The organism is Oscillatoria sp. FACHB-1407, assembly GCF_014697545.1.
Lineage (GTDB): Bacteria > Cyanobacteriota > Cyanobacteriia > Elainellales > Elainellaceae > FACHB-1407.
The window spans coordinates 62173-80667 of the sequence record NZ_JACJSA010000017.1 but is presented as its reverse complement, the minus strand read 5'-3'; the positions used below and the strand labels follow the sequence as shown (position 1 = coordinate 80667).

At 49.3% G+C, this 18495-nt stretch carries 21 protein-coding genes and 1 riboswitch; of the genes, 5 read left to right on the top strand and 16 right to left on the bottom strand.

Annotated elements, in window-relative coordinates; genetic code table 11:
• Window positions 1-66 precede the first annotated feature (66 nt).
• The 3 genes from H6G89_RS23915 to H6G89_RS23905 all read right to left on the bottom strand — a co-directional run bounded on the left by H6G89_RS23915 (window position 67) and on the right by H6G89_RS23905 (window position 2746).
• On the bottom strand, window positions 67-249 hold the full coding sequence (locus H6G89_RS23915; protein ID WP_190511142.1) for a hypothetical protein: 183 nt from the start codon (window positions 247-249) through the stop codon (window positions 67-69).
• A gap of 66 nt (window positions 250-315) precedes the next feature.
• Entirely contained in the window at window positions 316-1869 is a 1554-nt protein-coding gene (gene trpE / locus H6G89_RS23910) for an anthranilate synthase component I (protein ID WP_190511302.1), read from the bottom strand.
• Window positions 1870-2317: 448 nt separating this feature from the next.
• Window positions 2318-2746, bottom strand: coding sequence for a photosystem I reaction center subunit II PsaD (locus H6G89_RS23905; RefSeq protein ID WP_190511140.1), 429 nt, complete (start codon window positions 2744-2746; stop codon window positions 2318-2320).
• Window positions 2747-2996: 250 nt separating this feature from the next.
• On the opposite strand from H6G89_RS23905, the gene H6G89_RS23900 reads away from it, so the two are divergent.
• A complete protein-coding gene (locus H6G89_RS23900; protein ID WP_190511138.1) occupies window positions 2997-3194 on the top strand; it encodes a hypothetical protein in 198 nt (65 codons plus the stop codon).
• 371 nt (window positions 3195-3565) lie between these two features.
• Here H6G89_RS23900 and H6G89_RS23895 read toward each other — a convergent pair whose 3' ends face one another.
• Window positions 3566-5194, bottom strand: a complete 1629-nt coding sequence (locus tag H6G89_RS23895) for a DUF6930 domain-containing protein (RefSeq protein ID WP_190511136.1) — start codon at window positions 5192-5194, stop codon at window positions 3566-3568.
• 442 nt (window positions 5195-5636) lie between these two features.
• Here H6G89_RS23895 and H6G89_RS23890 point away from each other — a divergent pair, with 442 nt between their 5' ends.
• The 4 genes from H6G89_RS23890 (at window position 5637) to H6G89_RS23875 (ending at window position 8110) form a co-directional block, all read left to right on the top strand.
• Window positions 5637-5993, top strand: a complete 357-nt coding sequence (locus H6G89_RS23890) for a HesB/IscA family protein (protein WP_190511134.1) — start codon at window positions 5637-5639, stop codon at window positions 5991-5993.
• A gap of 307 nt (window positions 5994-6300) precedes the next feature.
• The gene (locus H6G89_RS23885) at window positions 6301-6723 is read left to right on the top strand and encodes a tetratricopeptide repeat protein (protein ID WP_190511132.1); all 423 of its coding nucleotides are present in this window, start codon (window positions 6301-6303) and stop codon (window positions 6721-6723) included.
• A gap of 206 nt (window positions 6724-6929) precedes the next feature.
• Window positions 6930-7112, top strand: a complete 183-nt coding sequence (locus H6G89_RS23880) for a hypothetical protein (RefSeq protein WP_190511130.1) — start codon at window positions 6930-6932, stop codon at window positions 7110-7112.
• A gap of 743 nt (window positions 7113-7855) precedes the next feature.
• Window positions 7856-8110 (top strand): hypothetical protein, encoded by a 255-nt coding sequence (locus H6G89_RS23875; RefSeq protein WP_190511128.1) that lies wholly within the window; start codon window positions 7856-7858, stop codon window positions 8108-8110.
• Window positions 8111-8182: 72 nt separating this feature from the next.
• Here H6G89_RS23875 and thyD read toward each other — a convergent pair whose 3' ends face one another.
• The 12 genes from thyD to H6G89_RS23820 form a co-directional block, all read right to left on the bottom strand.
• The gene (thyD, locus tag H6G89_RS23870) at window positions 8183-9106 is read right to left on the bottom strand and encodes a thylakoid membrane protein ThyD (protein WP_190511126.1); all 924 of its coding nucleotides are present in this window, start codon (window positions 9104-9106) and stop codon (window positions 8183-8185) included.
• Between the two features lie 38 nt (window positions 9107-9144).
• Entirely contained in the window at window positions 9145-9315 is a 171-nt protein-coding gene (locus H6G89_RS23865) for a hypothetical protein (protein ID WP_190511124.1), read from the bottom strand.
• Between the two features lie 91 nt (window positions 9316-9406).
• On the bottom strand, window positions 9407-9532 hold the full coding sequence (locus H6G89_RS35865) for a hypothetical protein (protein WP_255519498.1): 126 nt from the start codon (window positions 9530-9532) through the stop codon (window positions 9407-9409).
• Between the two features lie 21 nt (window positions 9533-9553).
• The gene (psb28, locus tag H6G89_RS23860; protein WP_190511122.1) at window positions 9554-9928 is read right to left on the bottom strand and encodes a photosystem II reaction center protein Psb28; all 375 of its coding nucleotides are present in this window, start codon (window positions 9926-9928) and stop codon (window positions 9554-9556) included.
• 479 nt (window positions 9929-10407) lie between these two features.
• Window positions 10408-11178: an ABC transporter ATP-binding protein gene (locus H6G89_RS23855; RefSeq protein WP_190511120.1), complete on the bottom strand. Its 771-nt coding sequence runs from the start codon at window positions 11176-11178 to the stop codon at window positions 10408-10410.
• A 280-nt stretch (window positions 11179-11458) separates the two neighbouring features.
• Window positions 11459-12316, bottom strand: coding sequence for an ABC transporter permease (locus tag H6G89_RS23850; RefSeq protein ID WP_190511118.1), 858 nt, complete (start codon window positions 12314-12316; stop codon window positions 11459-11461).
• Window positions 12317-12677: 361 nt separating this feature from the next.
• Window positions 12678-13721, bottom strand: coding sequence for an ABC transporter substrate-binding protein (locus H6G89_RS23845; protein WP_190511115.1), 1044 nt, complete (start codon window positions 13719-13721; stop codon window positions 12678-12680).
• A gap of 73 nt (window positions 13722-13794) precedes the next feature.
• A complete protein-coding gene (hypB, locus tag H6G89_RS23840) occupies window positions 13795-14511 on the bottom strand; it encodes a hydrogenase nickel incorporation protein HypB (RefSeq protein WP_190511114.1) in 717 nt (238 codons plus the stop codon).
• Between the two features lie 193 nt (window positions 14512-14704).
• Window positions 14705-15070 carry a hydrogenase maturation nickel metallochaperone HypA gene (gene hypA, locus H6G89_RS23835; protein WP_190511112.1) on the bottom strand — a complete coding sequence of 122 codons (366 nt, stop codon included), beginning with the start codon at window positions 15068-15070 and terminating at the stop codon, window positions 14705-14707.
• 9 nt (window positions 15071-15079) lie between these two features.
• Window positions 15080-16267, bottom strand: coding sequence for an agmatinase family protein (locus H6G89_RS23830; RefSeq protein ID WP_190511110.1), 1188 nt, complete (start codon window positions 16265-16267; stop codon window positions 15080-15082).
• Window positions 16268-16383: 116 nt separating this feature from the next.
• Window positions 16384-16524, bottom strand: a riboswitch (guanidine-I (ykkC/yxkD leader).
• Window positions 16525-16666: 142 nt separating this feature from the next.
• Complete coding sequence (locus tag H6G89_RS23825) at window positions 16667-16870, bottom strand: hypothetical protein (RefSeq protein ID WP_190511107.1); 204 nt, start codon at window positions 16868-16870, stop codon at window positions 16667-16669.
• A 169-nt stretch (window positions 16871-17039) separates the two neighbouring features.
• On the bottom strand, window positions 17040-18377 hold the full coding sequence (locus tag H6G89_RS23820; protein WP_190511105.1) for a hypothetical protein: 1338 nt from the start codon (window positions 18375-18377) through the stop codon (window positions 17040-17042).
• Window positions 18378-18495: the final 118 nt, after the last annotated feature.

The following is an 18495-nucleotide window of genomic DNA, read 5'->3' as shown; positions in this document are numbered from 1 at the left end:
AGCAGATAAAACTTGGATTCAGCGAGATTTAACAGCAAAACCCACCCCTACAGTCACTCTTGACCATTAACCACTGACCATTGACCATTGACCACTCACCATTGACCATTGACCACTCACCATTGACCACTGACCATTCACCATTAACCACTCACCATTGACCATTGACCACTCACCATTAACCACTGACCATTGACCATTAACCATTAACCACTGACCATTAACCATTGACCATTGACCATTGACCATTAACCATTAACCACTGACCATTGACCATTGACCATTGACCATTGACCATTGACCACTCACCACCATCTACTGCGCCGATCGCAAACACCGAATCGCCTCTAACATACCTCGTGCTTTGTTGAGGGTTTCCTCGTATTCTCGCTCTGGCTCAGAGTCGGCTACTAGACCTGCTCCTGCCTGAACGCGAACGGTGTGTTTGCCGTTGAGTTGATCGCGAACGACCATCGTACGAATGGCGATCGCTGTGTTCAACTGTCCCTCAAAGTCGTAGTAGCCGTAAGCACCAGAATAGGGACCGCGACGACAGGGTTCCAGGTCGTGAATGATCTCCATTGCCCGAATCTTGGGAGCACCGCTCACGGTTCCGGCGGGAAAACAGGCTTTGAGTAAATCCCAGGCGGTTTTGTCAGGGGCGAGTTCGCCAATCACGTTGCTGACAATGTGCATCACATGAGAATAGCGTTCGATCACCATCAACTCGTCCACCTTGACCGTGCCGATGGTGCAGACGCGCCCCAGATCATTGCGCCCCAAATCCACTAACATGACGTGTTCTGCCAATTCCTTGGGGTCTTGCAGCAACTCCTCTGCGAGGTCTGCATCTTGCTGAGGGGTCTTGCCACGGGGGCGAGTTCCGGCGATCGGGCGGACGGTGGCAACGCGACTGATTTTGTCTGCCGAGTTTTCGACCTTGACCATCACCTCTGGACTGGAGCCGATAATCTGCCAATCCTGAAAGTGGAAATACGCCATGTAAGGCGAGGGGTTGATCAACCGCAGCGATCGATACAACGCAAAGGGATCACCCTCATACTCGGCAGAAAGTCGCTGTGAGATCACCACTTGAAAGATATCCCCAGCGTGGATGTGAGCCTTTGCCCGCTCGACATTGGTACAAAACTGTTCTTTAGTCGTGTTGCTGCTGTAAAGCGGTGCAGAGAATGGTTGAGCATCTTGAGCAATCGAGGCAGGCGATCGCCACTCCAACACCGTGTCTTTGCTAACCAGCGGCAGTTGCAGTTTCTCGACCATTTGGGTGACGCGATCGCACGCCTGTTGATAGGCCGTTGCCAGGTCGGTTTGAGGGTCACGCAAGTCTGCATAGGCGATCGCCCAGATTTTGCGCTGCACCTGATCAAACACAAGCAATTGATCGATCTGCATCCACAATCCATCCGGCAAATCATCTTCATTGGCAGGATAGATTGGCACACGCGGCTCAATCCACGAGATCAACTCATAGCCCCAAAAACCGAACAAACCGCCAATTCCGGGTGGCAGTTGCGGCAACTTCACCGGGACGTAGGGTTGCAAACAAGCTTCTAACGCTTCAAACGGATCACCCTCAAACACTTGTCGAGATCCATCGCGATAGATTTGAGTCGTTTGATCCCCCTTTGCCTCTAGAATCCACACAGGGTCACAACCCAGCAAGCTATAACGAGCGAGGTTTTCACCGCCCTCAACAGACTCCAACAAAAAACTATAGGGTTGCCCAGCGCACACCTTATACCAGGCAGACACAGGGGTTTCGAGATCGGCGACCCACTCCTGATAGACCGGAACGAAGTTACCGTGTTGAGCAAATTCTGAAAATCGAGCAAAATCTGGAAAAATCATGCCCTCCATTTTAAGGGTCACGAGGGCATCCGGACTATACCGATTTTGGATTTTAGAGGTTGGATTTTGGGTTCACTAGCCGCAATTTCTAGAACGGGTGTGAGGGACGTTTCGTGAAATGCCCTTAGGAATGGGAATTAAATAAGTTCGATATTGGGTAGGGGCGGGTTTTGTCGTCAAATCCATTGCAGGGCAGAGATTAGTCTGCTAAACCCGCCCGTACAGTTTGCGGATTTATTAAATCCACAATCCTTAGGAGATTTCTGAGCAAGAATTTACCAATCGGTTTCCGGCAGGGGCGTTTCGCAAAACGCCCTTACAGGTATTCTGTGTTCGGGAAATCTCCTTACGCCAACAAAAATGGAGATAGGGTTTCCTATCTCCAGAAGTCAGTTGTTATAGAAGGTAAAGAGCGTTAAGCAGAGTTCAGCTATGGAACTGAACTGGCTTAGGGGTCAAACGTCTTTTTGCCGCTGAATTTAACAGTAGCAGGGTCAGGGTTGCTGCCAATGTTACGTTCAATTTTGTTGACATACGGACGACCTTGATTGACCTTCTCAGGGAAGACTCCATCTTTAGGATGGAGATATTGAATTTCCCCGTTCGGGAAAACCCGGTAGATTTTATAATTTTCGATTTTGGGCTTGAACTTAGTGCGGAATTGAGCACCTAGTGCAATGCATTGTTCTTTGCGTGCTAAGTAGAGGAGGTTCTCTCCTTGACGCATAACTGCTGCACCGCCTGTAGGCATCTCAAACACCTGTTCCTTAGGGCTAGTCCAGGTAATCGCGTATTTTTCTTCGACTTCAGCTTTGCTTAGTAAACCGCCGGTGCTGCCACCAAACAAGGGAGTTTGTCCAGTAAGAGTTTCTGTCATGAACGTTTCTCTGAACTTTTTTAGGAATCCTATCATCGCCCCTTGCACACATCCCAACTTCTTGAGGATCTGTTACAGTTCTTGAGAAAAAACGTAACAGAGAGTTTTGGCTCTGTTGAAGCCAACTTATGCTGGGAAGAAGAAAGAGAGAAAAAAAGGAACGATAAGGGTTGATGGTTAGTAGTTAATCGTCAATAGTCAATAGCTGAGAGTGCTGAGTTAGTAGTCAATGGTCAATGGTTAATAGTCAATGGTTAATGGTCAATGGTTAATGGCTAAGAGTGCTGAGTTAGTAGTTAGTCGGGCGTTGCTGAATAGAGGGATGGTTATCTTGACACAGACGGGAGAGAGACGCTCACACTCCTTTCAGGTGAATCGTTTAAACCAGTGTGAGCATCCTGCTTGCGACTCATTCATCCCCAGGATCAGCAACGCCGTTAGTCGTTGATAGCTACATCTAAGGCAACAAGCAGCCATAAGACACCAATGACTCTGACCATTGACCACTGACTATTGACCATTAACCATTGACCACTAACCATTGACCATTAACCATTGACCATTAACCATTGACCACTAACTATTGACCATTAACCATTGACCACTAGCTATTGACCATTAACCATTGACCACTAACTATTGACCATTAACCATTGACCACTGACCACTGACCATTGACCACTAACTATTGACCATTAACCATTGACCACTAACCTATTGACCATTAACCATTGACCACTAACCTATTGACCACTAACTATTGACCATTAACCATTGACCACTAACCATTGACCATTGACCAACGACCTTCCCTCAGCACTACTCAAACTGAAGCGACAACTCCAGTGGACCCAAGCCCAATTCCTTAGCCGAGATCGATCGCACTTCAAACAGTGCCATCATGTCGTTCAAACTTGGGTTGCCACGATTGGAGCCTTTAAAGCCTTTAGCAATGACTAACCCACAGTAACCGTTGGTACGCTTACAGCGTTGATCCCACTTTTTACGAGCTTCAATGTGGATGGGATCATCTTCGATGAACTCACCAAACAGGTGAAAGTCGCCATTGTGAGTTTGCAAAATCCCTAAGTCATAGCGTTGCTCAGCGTAGGGATCTTCTCCAGGGTTAAAACAGATGGCTTTGACACCTCCAGCGGCTTGCAATTCTTCAATAAGAGCGATCGCCTTGGGTCGTGAGGTTTGAATCAAAATCACCGGAAATCCATCCCCGTTGGTTGCAATTTCCGTTTCCGCTGCCTGATAGTGTTTTGCCGTCGAGCGCAGAATATCGGTGATCTCCCATGCCATTGCTCCCAGGCTGTAGAAGGCATCTCTGGGGATCAGGTCAACCCGCAGAATGGGCATATTAGCCAGATTAAAGTCAGCCTCATCCAGAGCAATGTTGCTCGACATCTCAAACAATTCTTCTGCCAAAACGGTCATCGTTTCAACCTTGACAGGAATTTTCTTTTTGGGATCAGTGGGGTTATTAATGCGATAGCGACCTGTAATCGGTGGAAAGTGTTCAACGTTCAATTCTGCTAAATGCTGCTCAAAGAAGCGGTGCATCGCTTCTAATGCCACCAGAACCGCGATCGCCTCTTCTTCATACAAAATTGGGCGCATCCCCTCCAACGGGTGCAGATTGCCAAAGGTAGGCACAACTCCCGTTTCTGCCTCAAAAGTGCTGAGATCGGGGGACGCATCTTCGGGCAACTCGACTTCTTGCTCAAAGGTCAAGAAAAAGCAGTCCTGCTCCAAAAACGCACCCTCCAGATCCTCAGGCGAGTCATCCGCCATCAACACCCGCTCCCGAAACTTCCGGAGTGAATCAACTGAGCGATACATCAACAGCCCATACTCCATGCCCAACATCCCCAGGATGGAGACATAGAGCGTTTCAACATCGTTGAAATTGACCTCCACCGAGATGATTTTTTCTTCATCCAGCACATCCCAGGGAGCGTCCTGCCAAATCTTGTAAGCTGCTTTCAGCAATGCCTCTTCCTGTTCTGGCGGTAGCTGTGGAGGGCGATTGTTGGCAACATCCTGTAACCCGCGAAAGATCTCGTCGATCAGCGGCAGTTCAGGTACGTAATCCACAACGATGTCTAACTCTTGCAACACTCCCCGTAGAAAAAACTGAATCTCGCGATCGCACACCACAATCTTTTGAGGTCGAGCTGGACGAGTCGAACTGTGGGGATATTCCATCGCCCGCAGCAACGTCCGCACGATCGCCTCTGGTCCTGAATCAGAGGGCACGACATCCATTGCTCGCACCAACCCTTCGGAGCCATCGACCCACAAAATACACTCTCCCCGCATCGAACTATCAGGCTCCATCGCAAGATGGGGAGCCAAAGCACGGCGATCGCCTTCCCACACACTAGGAATTTGACGAAGCTGTTGGAGCCGACGGCGGGTAGAGCGATTTAGGGCTGTCATATATTCAGCAAGAAATAATCCGAACGCTAACAAATTAACAAGAAAACCAAGCCGTATTCCCGGTTAAACAGGTTCTCATTATTCATCTTAAACATTGCCTTCCATCCCTCAACGTTTAATTGACAGATGGCAATAGTCAGTTATGGCATTTCTCTATGAGAAGGCTTATGATTCTACTGCTTTTTTAAGCCTCACCCATCCACTCCTATTAGGATTTATAGGGATTGTCATAGATGTAAGGTTTGGGCAGAGTGCAAACAATTCTTTAAACCATGACTTAATTTCAGAACTTCTCACACTCCTCAGTTAAGATACCCCTGAAGATTGCTACCATCAGAGTGTGGGGGCAGATTATCTAGCCCAATTTACCGATATTACTCTGGTAGCACCGCAATTTCAGATTCATACATAAAGATCTCTATCTAAGGAGTCATTTATACCAATGACGCAAGCAACTCAGTCTCAACAGCGTGGCATTCTTATGACTGACGCCGCCCTTCGTCAGGTTCTCTCTCTACGTGAAAAGCAGGGCAACCAAGACCTGTGTTTGCGAGTTGGGGTTCGTCAGGGTGGCTGCTCTGGAATGTCTTATGTCATGGACTTTGAAGACTTTAGTAACGTTCGTGAAAATGATGAGGTCTTTGACTACGAGGGCTTTAAGGTCGTCTGTGATCCAAAAAGCATTCTTTACCTCTATGGGCTGGTGTTGGATTACAGCGATGCCATGATTGGCGGCGGGTTCCAGTTTACAAACCCCAATGCCAACCAAACCTGTGGCTGTGGCAAGTCGTTCTCTTAAATCGTCAGTCGTAGTCTCATTGCAAGGGTGAAAGCGGAATTGCTTTTCACCCTTAATTTATGCGCTGTGAAACTTATGTGCTGTGAAACTGAAATGCGCTGATGCCTCACCAACTCTTTCACTGTGGAATTAGATCTTGAGCAGTGTAGCCGCAGGGGCAAATGACTCATGCTCTGGCTCCCTGAATGGGTACAGGCGGATTGCAAGTCATCAATGACACCCTCACAGGAACCAGAATCCGCTAAAATTCAAGTTCTTCAGATTTTTTGCCGTTCAGTATCAACCGTAACCGACTGTTGCTTCTCCTATGACTGAGACTGTTGAAACTCTATTCGATCAAGGCATTGAGCGTTATCAAGCAGGCGAATCTCCAGAAACGCTGCTGCCACTGTTTAAAGAGGTTTGTGAGCGATCGCCCAAAAGTAGCCCCGCCTGGACGTGTCTAGCGTGGCTCTATCTACTCGATAACAAGCCCAGTCAGGCTCTCAAAGCGGCTCAAAAAGCAGTCAAGCTCAATCCACAAGATCCGCAGGCGCGAGTCAACCTGGCGGTTGCCATGCTGGAGACGGCTAAAACTGGAGTCCGGGAGCATGTTGAAATCGCCGAACAGCTGATTATGGCTGTCCCAGAGCTACGAGAAGAAGTTAAGAAGAACTGTGAAGATGGGTTAAGCCGCAAACCGAATTGGAAGGGGTTAATACGAGTTCAAAACTGGTTGTTTGGCAGCTAGGATCAAAAATTTACATTTCTAGGGCCGTTTCTGCGGGGATTCTGGTTATCAAACTCACCAGTTATTTAGAAAATGCAATGATTACTAATCATTTTTAATGATGCATCCGAAAATCTAATGATAAGATTCAGTGAAGTTGGTGATTAGCAGTGTTTATAGCTAGTCGCCGCTTCACACTCTTTTAAAACAGATAAGGATTGGTCATCATGCTCTCTCACGTTGAAGTTAAACCAGAAACCCGCAATCACAAAGGCTTTTTTGTACAAGAAGGTTCATACAAGTTCATTGGAATCGATCAATCAGGCTGGGCACTCATCTGTGTTGATGATGCTACCTGTCACTATGTTGACCCCGACAATTTGATGGTAGAAGCGCAAGCTGACAAGTAAGTTGCAGAGTTTAACAAACTAATCTATGGTTCTGCTGGAATAATATGGCTGTCCTTCCTTGAGGGCGGCCATGTTTTTTTGGTAGTGTTTCAGATCTGTTGCTACTAACCCCCGGCTGTCGCCGTCCCCCTTGGTAAGGGGGACTACAGGGGGTCTTACAGAGGTTATCAACAGGTTTGGAACATCACCGTTTTTTTGAAAGCCATGTTTTTGAAATAATGGGATTTGGATAACCCTTTAGCAATTTTGGATTTTGGATTTTGGATGGCGGCTATAGCCATAGCTAACGTGAATTCGGGATCAGGATTTCGGCGGTTAAAACCGCCGCTATTGGAGCAAAACCGACCTGCGTCGGTTCGTCAAATCCTGCCTTTTCCGGAGTCCGCGTCGGCGGACTTCGCTCTAGTACAGCAAAAAATAAGGTTTGAAAGGGGTGAAGGGGTGGAACCCCTTCTTGGGGGCGAAGCCCCCAAACCCCCTACATTGCAAAACTTTGTGTTCGCAACACTAGTAGCCGCGAATTCATTCGCCGGGCTCTTAAACCGAACTGACGTTAGCTACATTCGATGGGGCGGAGGCAAGTCAGAAAACTCCCCGAATCAGGGTTTGACCCATTGCCTTTGTCCTAAGCTTTCTGACCAAAGCCGTATTTTCCACAATCCGCGATAATCAACCCTTAAGCCGGGTCATCCCAACGGAACCACCTCTCAGAAAGAAGTTTGAAATTTGTGAAGGAAAAGCTGATGAAAGAGAAATTATTGGAGTGGCTCAACTTAGCACTGGTCGCTAATTTGTTCTTAGTGTTGCTAAGTTTCTTTTGGTTAGCGATCGCCGTTGTGGGTCACACCTTTAAGATCCCATTGGGGTTAGACCTCTGGTACAAACTTTGGGAACCCGTGTTTACTCCTGCGATCGGAATTCTAATGGCAGGGGCATTGCTCAGCGGCATTATTAGCTGGGTCAATAAGCGTCTGCAATCGATGAAGCAAGAAGGGTAGGTGGGGAGAGTAGGGGAGAGAGGCGATTAATCGCGTCTTTACGGTTCACCTATCACCCTCACCCCTCTACCTCTACTTACCCAAAACCTGTTTCAGAGCAGGCTTGAGCGTATCGTATTGATAGGCAAATCCGGTCGCCAGCGTTTGCTTGGGTAAAACCTGTTGACCTTCTAAAACGACCCTGGCAGCATCTCCCAGTAGGGTTTCTAGAACAAAGTCGGGAACAGGCAACCAGGAGGGACGATGCATCACCTGCCCCAACACGTTACAAAACTCATTCATGCGGACGGGGTTGGGGGCAGTGGCGTTGAAGGTGCCTTCTAGGGAAGAATCTGTCAAAGCTTTGACAATCAAGCTGACCAGATCGTTGATGTGAATCCAGGAGAACCACTGCCGACCACTGCCAATCGGACCTCCGGCAAATAGTTGAAATGGCAGTAGCATCTTGGCGATCGCCCCACCCATCCCCAAAACAATGCCCGTTCTCAAAATCACCAGTCGAGTGCCAGAGGCTTTTACCGCCTGTGCTTCAGCCTCCCACGCCTTACAGACCTCGGCTAAAAAGTCATCTCCTGCCGCACTCGTTTCATCAAAGGTGGAGGTTTCACTCGTGCCGTAGTAGCCAATCGCCGATGAGTTGATCAAAACACTGGGCTTTGGATTTGCCTGGGCGATCGCCTCTACGATCTTGCGAGTGCCAATCACACGACTGTCAAGAATCTCTTGCTTGCGCTCAGGTGTCCAACGGCTCTCAGCGATCGGTGCACCTGCCAGGTTAACCACACCATCACATCCGGCGATCGCCCTCTGCCAATCTCCCGACTCCAGTGGCGTGTATGCCACCACCTCAACATTCGCAAAGCTGCTTGAGGGAAACATCTGCTTGCCACGCTGGGCATCACGAGTCAGCACGACAACAGTATGTCCTTCCTGCTGCAATCGCTTCACCAGATAACCACCAACAAACCCTGTTGCCCCTGTGACCGCTACTTTCATTGCAATTCCTTCACCCTTGTAATAAAACACCGTTGACCTTATTCAATCAAGGCTTGGCATTCAGTTATCTCAGCTTCAACTCCCCCCTGCGTGAGCCTCCCCAATGCTACACCCACACTCTGCCGAAACTGACGACCACTAACCACTGACCATTCACCACTGACGATTAACCATTGACCATTCACCACTGACCACTGACCACTGACCATTCACCACTGACGATTAACTATTGACCATTCACCACTGACCACTGACCACTAACCATTAACCATTAACCATTGACCATTGACCATTGACCATTCACCACTGACCATTGACCACTAACCATTGACTATTGACCATTGACCATTGACCATTAACCACTGACCATTGACCATTAACCACTGACCATTGACCACTGACCATTGACCATTCACCATTGACCACTAACCACTAACCATTAACAAATTACGTCTGCTTCCGCTCGCCATACTCCATCCCATTTGCTTCGGCGTAGCGATTCATAAACCGCACAAACCGCTCCCAGTGGTCTTCTCGCTGAATCTCAAATTTGCACTCGACGCGCACTAGCTCATCACCTTCTGGACCACCAAACACAAACTGCACAGAGTCCGGTTCAACACTGATTTCTCCTTCACTGTCTACCAATCGCAACCCTTGGGCAAAACGCTTGGTGTAACTGTTAAACCGTTCAATCGATTTCAACTGCTTGAAGGTCAACAACACAGAGCGAACGCCTGTTGAGCGATTGCGGCGCAAACTGACATCGCTGAGTTCTTCGGGAATCCCTTCAAAAAAATAAATAAATGGGGTAGATGTCATGAAAGATTAAAAAAACTTAATTGTAGTATACAAAATTTGTGAGGCAGGGCGGCAGGAGGATTTTGTAAAGGCGGTTCGCGAACCACCTCTACCCCATCTGCCGTTCTACTTTTAGGAATTGGTACAGCGGAAACTGTGGCTAGGGGCACAACCCCACCCCTCTGCCCTAAATGAACATCAGTTCGGTTTAAGAGCCCGGCGAATAAATTCGCGGCTACTAGAACCAAGTCCGCCGACGCAGACTACGGAAAAGGTAGGATTGGACGAACCGACGCAGGTCGGTTCTGCTCCGATAGCGGCGGTTAAAATCGCCGAAATCCTTATCCCGAATTCACGTTAAATGAAGTGGCGATAGCTATAACAACTGAACGGTTTGTTAGGACATCTTCCAATTCTGCCTGCACACGGTTTGATCCGTGCCAGTCAGGAATCAATTGCAGCGTGAGCTTTTGTCAAACCGACCAGCAACACCTCACAGGTCATCCCACCAAAGCAACTTCCTCTCCCCGCAGTAAACCCATGATTTCGTCTTTGTAATCCTGAAATTTAGAGTTGCGTTTGATGTGATAGTCACGCTCTGAAGGAAGATCGATCGCAATCTCACTTTGAATGCTACCAGGATGAGCCGTCAGCACATAGATCCGCTGGGACAGGAAGACTGCCTCTTCCACATCATGGGTGATCATAAAAATGCTGGTGTGGGTGCGTCGCCAAACCTCTAACAAAAACTGTTGCATGGTTTCCTTGGTCTGCACATCCAACGCACCAAACGGTTCATCCATCAGCAAAATCTTGGGACAGGAGGCAAGGGCACGGGCGATCGCCACGCGCTGTTTCATCCCACCTGACAATTCCTTCGGCAGTGCCTTGGCAAACTGAGTTAACCCCACCACATCCAGATAATACGAAATTTGTTGTCGCCGTTGACTGGCACTCACGCCTCGCAGCTTTAGCCCAAACCCCACGTTATCTGCCACCGTCATCCAGGGATAAAGCGTGTAGTGCTGAAATACCATACCGCGATCGCTGCCCGGTCCTGTCACTCGCACCCCATCCACGAGCACTTCCCCCGTTGTAGCAGTCTCTAGCCCCGCAATTAGACGCAGCAGGGTAGACTTGCCCGAACCTGACGCACCTACTGCACAGACAAACTCACCTTCCTCAATGTGCATGTTGATATCTTTCAACGCCAACACAGAACCATTACGAGTCGGAAACTGTTTGTAGAGGTGGTTAACTTCGAGGTGCATGACGAGGAAGAAATGAAGGATAAAGGATGAGGGGTGAAGGATAAAAAAGAAGAACGAAAAGAGAAGATAGAAAAAAGAAGAACGAAAAGAGGAGAAGGAACAAGGTTTAATCTCGAACTAACGCCTATTGGCTACTGACCATTGACCACTAACTATTGACCATTGACCACTAACTATTGACCATTGACCATTAACTACTGACTACTGACCACTAACTATTGACCATTGACCACTAACTATTGACCATTGACCATTAACTACTGACTACTGACCACTAACCTCACCTCGCCCAACGACAAGCAATACGGAGCCACAACCGAAATAACAAGTCGATCGCCAGTCCGATCAGTCCAATCACAATCAGCCCTGCAAAGATCTCGTCGGTTCTCAAAAACCGTTGAGCAATACTGATGCGTTTGCCCAAGCCCTCGGTCGCAGCAACCAGTTCAGCGACGATGACCAGGTTCCACGACGCTGCCATGTTGACCCGGCAGGCATCAATGATGTTGGGGTAGATGTAGGGATAAATCACTTGCAGCAACACCTGCCAGCGTTTGCCCCCCAGAGTGTAGGTGGTTTCAATCAGTTCCTTGGGTACAAACTTCACCGCATCCATAATCATCAACGTGTTGAAGAATAGAGTGCCGATGAAGATCAACAGAATCTTGGGCAATTCTCCTAAGCCAAAGTACAAGATCAATAGTGGAATAAATGCAGGCGCAGGCATGTAGCGTATGATGCCAATGATGGGTTCCAGGAGCGATCGCACACTGGCAAAGCTACCCATCAATCCACCTAACGGCACGGAAATCACCGCTGCCAAAAAGAATCCACTCAACACGCGAAACAGGCTAAAGATGATGTCTTTAGGCAGTGTGCCATTGCTCCACAAGCCCCAAAATGCTGTGAGCACTTGAGCCGGAGTCGGTAAAAAAACAGCCGCTGTCCCCCCACGGGATGCCATCCAGCTAGAGACAACCCACCATAACAGCAACGGTACGGCGATCGACAAACTCACCAGAATGGCGACCAGTCGTCGAGGAATGCCCTCCGCAATGCGCCAAAAGACAGTTGGAGGAAGCATTTCCGATGGATGCGAGGCGATCGGACTGGGAAATGACTCGGTGGATTGGCTCATGGGAGGTAAGGAGGAGGGAGGAGGAGAGAAAAAAGAAAAGGATGAAGGCTAAAGGCTAAAGGATGAAAAGAGAAGAGAGAAAAAAGAAAAGGATGAAGGCTAAAGGCTAAAGGATGAAAAGAGAAGAGAGAAAAAAGAAAAGGATGAAGGCTAAAGGCTAAAGGATGAAAAGAGAAGAGAGAAAAAAGAAAAGGATGAAGGCTAAAGGCTAAAGGATGAAAAGAGAAGAGAGAAAAAAGAAAAGGATGAAGGCTAAAGGATGAAATCAGAAGGACAGGCAATGAGCCATTGACAATTGACCATTAGCGGCTTTAATCGCTTGTGCTTTATCCTTCATCTCTTATCCTTTATCCTTTCTTACCTAGGTTCCTGCTGACTCGGCGTAGGCTTTGACGAAGCGATCGTCAAATAACTTGCTCAGATCAGGGGCTTGAGGTGCCAGACCTGCTTCAACCAAGAAGTTGCTGATCTCCTCGGCAGCGTAGGGAAGGGAAGTCATGTCGGAACCTGCCTCCATTGCCTTCAAGTTGTCCTCAATGGTGAAGATGGTGGTGCCTGTTTCGTATTCCTTGTACTCGTCTTCGGTCACCCCCCCTCGCTTTGACATGATGGTGAGGGTTTCCGCTTTGTTGTCGTTGATGTAATTCAAGGTGTCAAACCAGCTATTGACTAACGCCTGCACATCATCGGGTCGCTCATCTACCATCTGGCGGGAAACAACGAGGTGATCCGAAATGGCTCCCGGAAAATCGGCTGAGGTAAACAGAGGCTTGCTTCCGGGACGCTCTAACGCTTTGGTGGTGAAGGGAGCGAATACGCCCACTGCATCCAACTGACCTGCCGCAAAGGCAGCCGCAGCAGCACCCGTCTCTAATGGCTGAAACTCAATATCTGCCTGGGTCATCCCGGCTTGTTGCAACCCTAGCAACAGGAGGAAGTGATCCACAGTTCCCTCTTCTGCTGCGACTTTTTTGCCCCGCAGATCTTCAATGGAGTTGATGCCCTCACTGACGATGATCTGGTCGTTGCCAGTGGAGTTGTCGTTTGTCAGAACGATGACCAGATCAGCACCACCAGAGATTGAGCTAATCGTGTCATTCAGGGTTTGACTGTTGCCGTCTAACTGCCCAGCAGCTAGAGCGTTGATTGAGTCGAGATAGCCATCAAACCACTTCAGGTCAACCTTGACGTTGTTCTCTTCAAAGATGCCTTTGTCCTGCGTCACTTGCCAGGGAATCCAACCCGGCCAAGCACTAAAGCCAAGGGTGACGGGTTCTCCTGCTGGGCTAGCAGCAGGGGAAGATCCGGTATCCGAGGTTGAAGTGGGCGATGGAGTGCAACTGATGGCGATCGCCACACTCACTACAAAGATTGCGATCCACGAGACAAGTTTGCGAATATTCATTGGGCTTCCTTATAGCAACGTGGTTGAACTCAAAATCGGCGTGCATTTCAGCGGGGATGGACAATCGGCTGCACTAAGCCTGCAACGCAACAACGGGGTATGATGCCCGACTGACTGCCTGAGCAGCGACCTGACCTTTGACCCAGGCAAACCAGGTTTCTAAACCTTCGCCTGTTTTGGCAGAGACGGGAATGATGGTGGCATCAGGATTCATCTGGCGCACATTGGCAGCAATCTGTTCTACATCGACATCCAAATAGGGAACCAGATCGGTTTTGGTGATCAGTAAGCAATCAGCTTCCTGAAACATCACCGGATATTTCAGCGGTTTGTCGGCCCCCTCAGTGACACTCAACAGAGCTACTTTGGCGTGCTCACCCACCTCAAACTCAGCAGGGCAAACCAGATTGCCCACATTCTCAACCAACAGCAAATCAAATGTGCTGGGGTCGTGGTTGTGCTCCAACTGGTGCAGACCACCCGCCACCATCTTGGAGTCGAGATGACAGGAACGCCCGGTGTTAATGGCAATGACGGGAACACCATACTGGCGCAGACGCTCGGCATCCAATTCTGTCGTCATGTCGCCTTCGATCACCGCGATCGCCAGGTCACGGCTCAGCGTTGCCAAAGTGCGCTCCAACAACACGGTCTTACCCGCACCGGGGCTACTCATGATGTTGAGACAGGTAATGCCCCATTCATCCAGGTGCGATCGATTGTGATCTGCCCCTGCCTGATTGGCATGGAGCAGGTTAATTCCGAGAGCAACGTCAACTGTTTGATGCATAGAGGGAAAAAAGGAGGATGAAGATAGGGGTTATTAAGGATAAGAACTGTTGGTTTATCGTCAATCGTCAATTGTTCATCGTCACCTGGCCGCTGCCATTGACCACTAACCATTGACCACTGACCACTGACCATTGACCATTGACCACTGACCATTGACCATTGACCATTGACCACTAACCACTGACCATTGACTACTGACTACCAACCACTGACCTTAATTCGAGCCGATCAATTTTGAGCTCTCGCCCAGAGCGAATATCATCCATCGGGGAATGGCAGGTCGGACAGGCATAATGAGTGCCAATATCCGGTTCATATTCCTTTTGGCAGGGATGACAGAAGGCAATGAGCGGTGTTTCTCGAATCACCAACTCCGTTCCTTCTAAAAAAGTATTCTGGGTTTGCACAGCGTAGGCAAATTGCAGGCTCGCTGGCTCAACGCAGGTGCATTTGCCAACCGTGAGATGGACCTGGGAAATAACGGGGCGATCGGGCTGTGACTCCCACCAATCTTTGACCGTGAGAATCAGTGCCTTTGTCATGTCGGTCTCATGCATTGCGTCACCTCACGTCCATGGAACGTCTACATTCATGTTGCATTCATCATGGATGTAGGCAGGTTTTTCACGCCGAGGCAACTGTCCCGATAGAACGAGATGCGCCATCGCGTCACAGATTACACGAGTTGCCATGAGAGCGGTCATGTCACTGACATCGTAGGGAGGAGATACCTCAACCACCTCTAAACCACAGACAGGAGCCTGTTGGATGATTTTGCCCAGCAGGTAAAGTGCCTCACGAGGCAGCAATCCACCAGGTTCGGGCCACCCTGTGCCAGGGACAAAGCCCGCATCAATGCAGTCGATGTCAAAACTGATGTAGACGCAATCGGTGCCATCCAGTGCTCGCTCTAAAGCAAAATTTACGGCGGCATCCAGACCCATTTCCGTAATATCGGTAACGGTCAGGATGTTAGTTGCCCGTTCCCGGCAGACCTTAACGCCCTGACGCGGCACCTGCCACCCACCAATCCCCAACTGCACCAGATTTTTGGCCGGGGCATTTGCCATGTTGGTTGCGTGGAACCAGGGGCAGGTGTGCATCCGCTCGTCCAGGTCAGTCTCTTGAGTATCAACGTGGCGATCGAAGTGGATAATGCCGACTTTTTTGTCACCCAGATGCCGACAGACCCCGCGCACTGTTGGGAAGCCGATGGAGTGGTCACCCCCCAAAATGATGGGAAACGCCCCCGAACTGAAGATGTGAGCCACTCCCTTAGAGATCTGGTCAAAGGATTTTTCGTTATTGGCAGGAATCGTGAAGATGTCACCTACATCGCACAAGGTAATCTGTTCCCGCAGGTCAATCCCCATCTCGAAGTTGTAGGGAGTGTAGAGGGCGGAAATGCGCCGAATGCCTTGAGGACCAAAGCGAGTTCCAGGGCGATAGGTAGTACCGGAATCGTGGGGCACCCCAACGATCGCCACGTCATAGTTACCCACCTTTCGTACATCCTCCAAGTAGGGAGCTTTGAGGAAGGTGTTGATACCCGCAAAGTGAGGTAATTCACCGCGTGAAAAAGTCGGAATGGAGCGATCGCGGATACTTGCCGCCGCTTCCAAACCATACTCCAACCCCTGAGACACTTCCTGCTGCCACCCGGTTAAGGGGAGTTGTGTTTCGCGTTCTAGAGCACGCTGGGCTTCAGTTTGAGAACTGTTATTAGGACTTTGAAAGAGAGGATTATCAGTCATTACAGGCACCCACCAATAGGGACGTTAAACGGTATGTCAGCTTGGCTTGCATCAGCACCCCTGGCAGGCATCCAGGCAAAAAAGCCCAGGAGACCAACCGCAGAATGCACTGCCGTCTCTCCCGGGCTTTTCTCCCGCCGTGTGGCTAGTAAGCTATTCCTGCAACTCGCGTCAAGGCGTTTATCACTAGCTGGCTTCTCTCGGACCAGACATTGAAGGCATGACCAGCCTTAATCGGAACCCTAGAAGCCCATTGTTTTGAATTATTTTGAGGGGTAGACGAACGACTACTCCCTGAGATTTCATCAGAGTAATGAGGACACGCCCAGAGAAAAGTATTCAAGGTTACAAAAACCCAGTTTGATCCATCGTCGATGGTTAATTGTTAATCGTCAGTCGTTAGGAAGTCCCAGCACTTGGTCGTGGAGAAGTCGAGGGGGAAGAAGTTACGAGGTTTGAGTTTGAGGTTTGCGTAAGTCCTAACCAACTTTCCGACCCTCTCGCTGGATCACTGACCATCAACCATTGACCACCGACCATCAACCATTGACCACTGACCATCAACCATTGACCATTGACCATCAACCATTGACCACTGACCATTGACTATTGACCATCAACCATTGACTATTGACCATCAACCATTGACTATTGACCACTGACCATCAACCCTTGACCACTGACCATTGACCATCAACCCTTGACCACTGACCATTGACCATCAACCATTGACTATTGACCACTGACCATTGACCATCAACCACTGACTCTTTCACTCTTCCGTCACTTCCTCATCCGCTAAGGAACCGAGTTGTTCCTCAATGTGCTTCAGGAGTTGATTAAGCGCAGGTAAGGCATCCAGCTTGGCTCCACCCAGACCTGATTCAAGGCGGGCGCGATCGCGAATTTCGCTCACCTTCGTCTGCAACTGCTTGGCGATCGTCAACGCATCCCGTTCTAAATTAGCCAGTTGTTGCTGCTGATGAAACTTTAAAGCCGCTCCACGCAACACCTGTAAGGTTGCCTCTTCGCCATACTCAGTTGGCATTAACTTAAACCGTAGCAACAACCGGGTTTGTTGATAGAGCCTTTCTACCTCAACCTGTTTTGTTGTTTGAACCGTTGCCAGGGGTAAGTGGGTAAGCTGCTTTAACTCATCCAGCACGCCCTGAAATGTGGCTGGGTCTAAACGGTCTAACACCGATTGCAAGACCCCATTCTGGCTCCAGAGCACACGCCCATACTGCGGTTGTCGCTCAAAATACAAACGTCCAATTCCGGCATAGAGCACACGCCCCAGGAGTTCTTGCAGCAACTCCTTTGGTGGGAGGGTCGTCAACACCTCTACGGGGTCAGCCAGATAATTCGTTTGAATCTCAATCTCTGGTAGTGGACTGAGCAACTGAGGCGGTTCAGGAGGCAGTTCTTGAGATTCATTCTTCTGCTGTTGCCAGTTTTGCGGGTCTGCCGTCAACAGATCTTCGCGTTGCAAGGGCGATTCAAAGGAGGGAGCATCATCCTCGCCGACTTGCAGTGTAGTGCTGGGTTGGGCTGAGCTAGGAGTGAAGGGGATATGGGGCGGAGGAGTCGGCGGTTCTTGGGATGGAATGTCATTGAGTAGCGCGTCTCCCAAATTCTCAGGGCTATCAACGACGAGGGTCTTTTGAATGTCAGGATTGGTATTTTGCCCAGAGCGCGATCGCGCCGAGTAGCGATTGGGGCGATTGTTGGAGGCTGCCTGCCGCTGATTTGCCGCTTGTTTTTTACCAGAATAGTTGAGATAGGCAGTGAGTGCTCCCTGCAACGCTTCTGACGAGATGGGGCGAGGCACTAAAGAGTAGTTGTGATAGGAAACGATGCGCCGGACATAATCCGCTGCCGATGTGTCATTGGGAAACACCATCCCCAGGTTGAGCCGACTCCCTTCTATAAATAGTGGCAACACTTGATAGTAAAGGCACGCCTCAAAGGGCAGAACACCATCGATCAAAATAAACATTTGCTCGACGCTGAGGCGATCTGCCAGATCTCCCTGAAATTGGGATAACACTAATTCATAGACTGGGTCGTTGGGCTTGGGTTGAGCACGATCGCCCAAGGGAGATAGCATAGGGGATAACTTGATGAGAATGTGCTGAAGTGAACCAATGCATCTATAGCAACCGTTGAAATAGCTAAGACAAAGGTATCAGGGCATTAGCCCCAATCAGAGGTTTTACCCCTGCACC

What these genes read in the sequence shown, in the direction of transcription:
- H6G89_RS23915 (WP_190511142.1), bottom strand. Translation starts at nt 249, where the DNA reads ATGGTCAATGGTCAATGGTCAATGGTTAATGGTCAGTGGTTAATGGTT.
- trpE (WP_190511302.1), bottom strand. Translation starts at nt 1,869, where the DNA reads ATGATTTTTCCAGATTTTGCTCGATTTTCAGAATTTGCTCAACACGGT.
- H6G89_RS23905 (WP_190511140.1), bottom strand. Translation starts at nt 2,746, where the DNA reads ATGACAGAAACTCTTACTGGACAAACTCCCTTGTTTGGTGGCAGCACC.
- H6G89_RS23900 (WP_190511138.1), top strand. Translation starts at nt 2,997, where the DNA reads ATGGTTAATGGTCAATGGTTAATGGCTAAGAGTGCTGAGTTAGTAGTT.
- H6G89_RS23895 (WP_190511136.1), bottom strand. Translation starts at nt 5,194, where the DNA reads ATGACAGCCCTAAATCGCTCTACCCGCCGTCGGCTCCAACAGCTTCGT.
- H6G89_RS23890 (WP_190511134.1), top strand. Translation starts at nt 5,637, where the DNA reads ATGACGCAAGCAACTCAGTCTCAACAGCGTGGCATTCTTATGACTGAC.
- H6G89_RS23885 (WP_190511132.1), top strand. Translation starts at nt 6,301, where the DNA reads ATGACTGAGACTGTTGAAACTCTATTCGATCAAGGCATTGAGCGTTAT.
- H6G89_RS23880 (WP_190511130.1), top strand. Translation starts at nt 6,930, where the DNA reads ATGCTCTCTCACGTTGAAGTTAAACCAGAAACCCGCAATCACAAAGGC.
- H6G89_RS23875 (WP_190511128.1), top strand. Translation starts at nt 7,856, where the DNA reads ATGAAAGAGAAATTATTGGAGTGGCTCAACTTAGCACTGGTCGCTAAT.
- thyD (WP_190511126.1), bottom strand. Translation starts at nt 9,106, where the DNA reads ATGAAAGTAGCGGTCACAGGGGCAACAGGGTTTGTTGGTGGTTATCTG.
- H6G89_RS23865 (WP_190511124.1), bottom strand. Translation starts at nt 9,315, where the DNA reads ATGGTCAGTGGTCAGTGGTCAGTGGTGAATGGTCAATGGTTAATCGTC.
- psb28 (WP_190511122.1), bottom strand. Translation starts at nt 9,928, where the DNA reads ATGACATCTACCCCATTTATTTATTTTTTTGAAGGGATTCCCGAAGAA.
- H6G89_RS23855 (WP_190511120.1), bottom strand. Translation starts at nt 11,178, where the DNA reads ATGCACCTCGAAGTTAACCACCTCTACAAACAGTTTCCGACTCGTAAT.
- H6G89_RS23850 (WP_190511118.1), bottom strand. Translation starts at nt 12,316, where the DNA reads ATGAGCCAATCCACCGAGTCATTTCCCAGTCCGATCGCCTCGCATCCA.
- H6G89_RS23845 (WP_190511115.1), bottom strand. Translation starts at nt 13,721, where the DNA reads ATGAATATTCGCAAACTTGTCTCGTGGATCGCAATCTTTGTAGTGAGT.
- hypB (WP_190511114.1), bottom strand. Translation starts at nt 14,511, where the DNA reads ATGCATCAAACAGTTGACGTTGCTCTCGGAATTAACCTGCTCCATGCC.
- hypA (WP_190511112.1), bottom strand. Translation starts at nt 15,070, where the DNA reads ATGCATGAGACCGACATGACAAAGGCACTGATTCTCACGGTCAAAGAT.
- H6G89_RS23830 (WP_190511110.1), bottom strand. Translation starts at nt 16,267, where the DNA reads ATGACTGATAATCCTCTCTTTCAAAGTCCTAATAACAGTTCTCAAACT.
- H6G89_RS23825 (WP_190511107.1), bottom strand. Translation starts at nt 16,870, where the DNA reads ATGGTCAGTGGTCAATGGTTGATGGTCAATGGTCAATGGTTGATGGTC.
- H6G89_RS23820 (WP_190511105.1), bottom strand. Translation starts at nt 18,377, where the DNA reads ATGCTATCTCCCTTGGGCGATCGTGCTCAACCCAAGCCCAACGACCCA.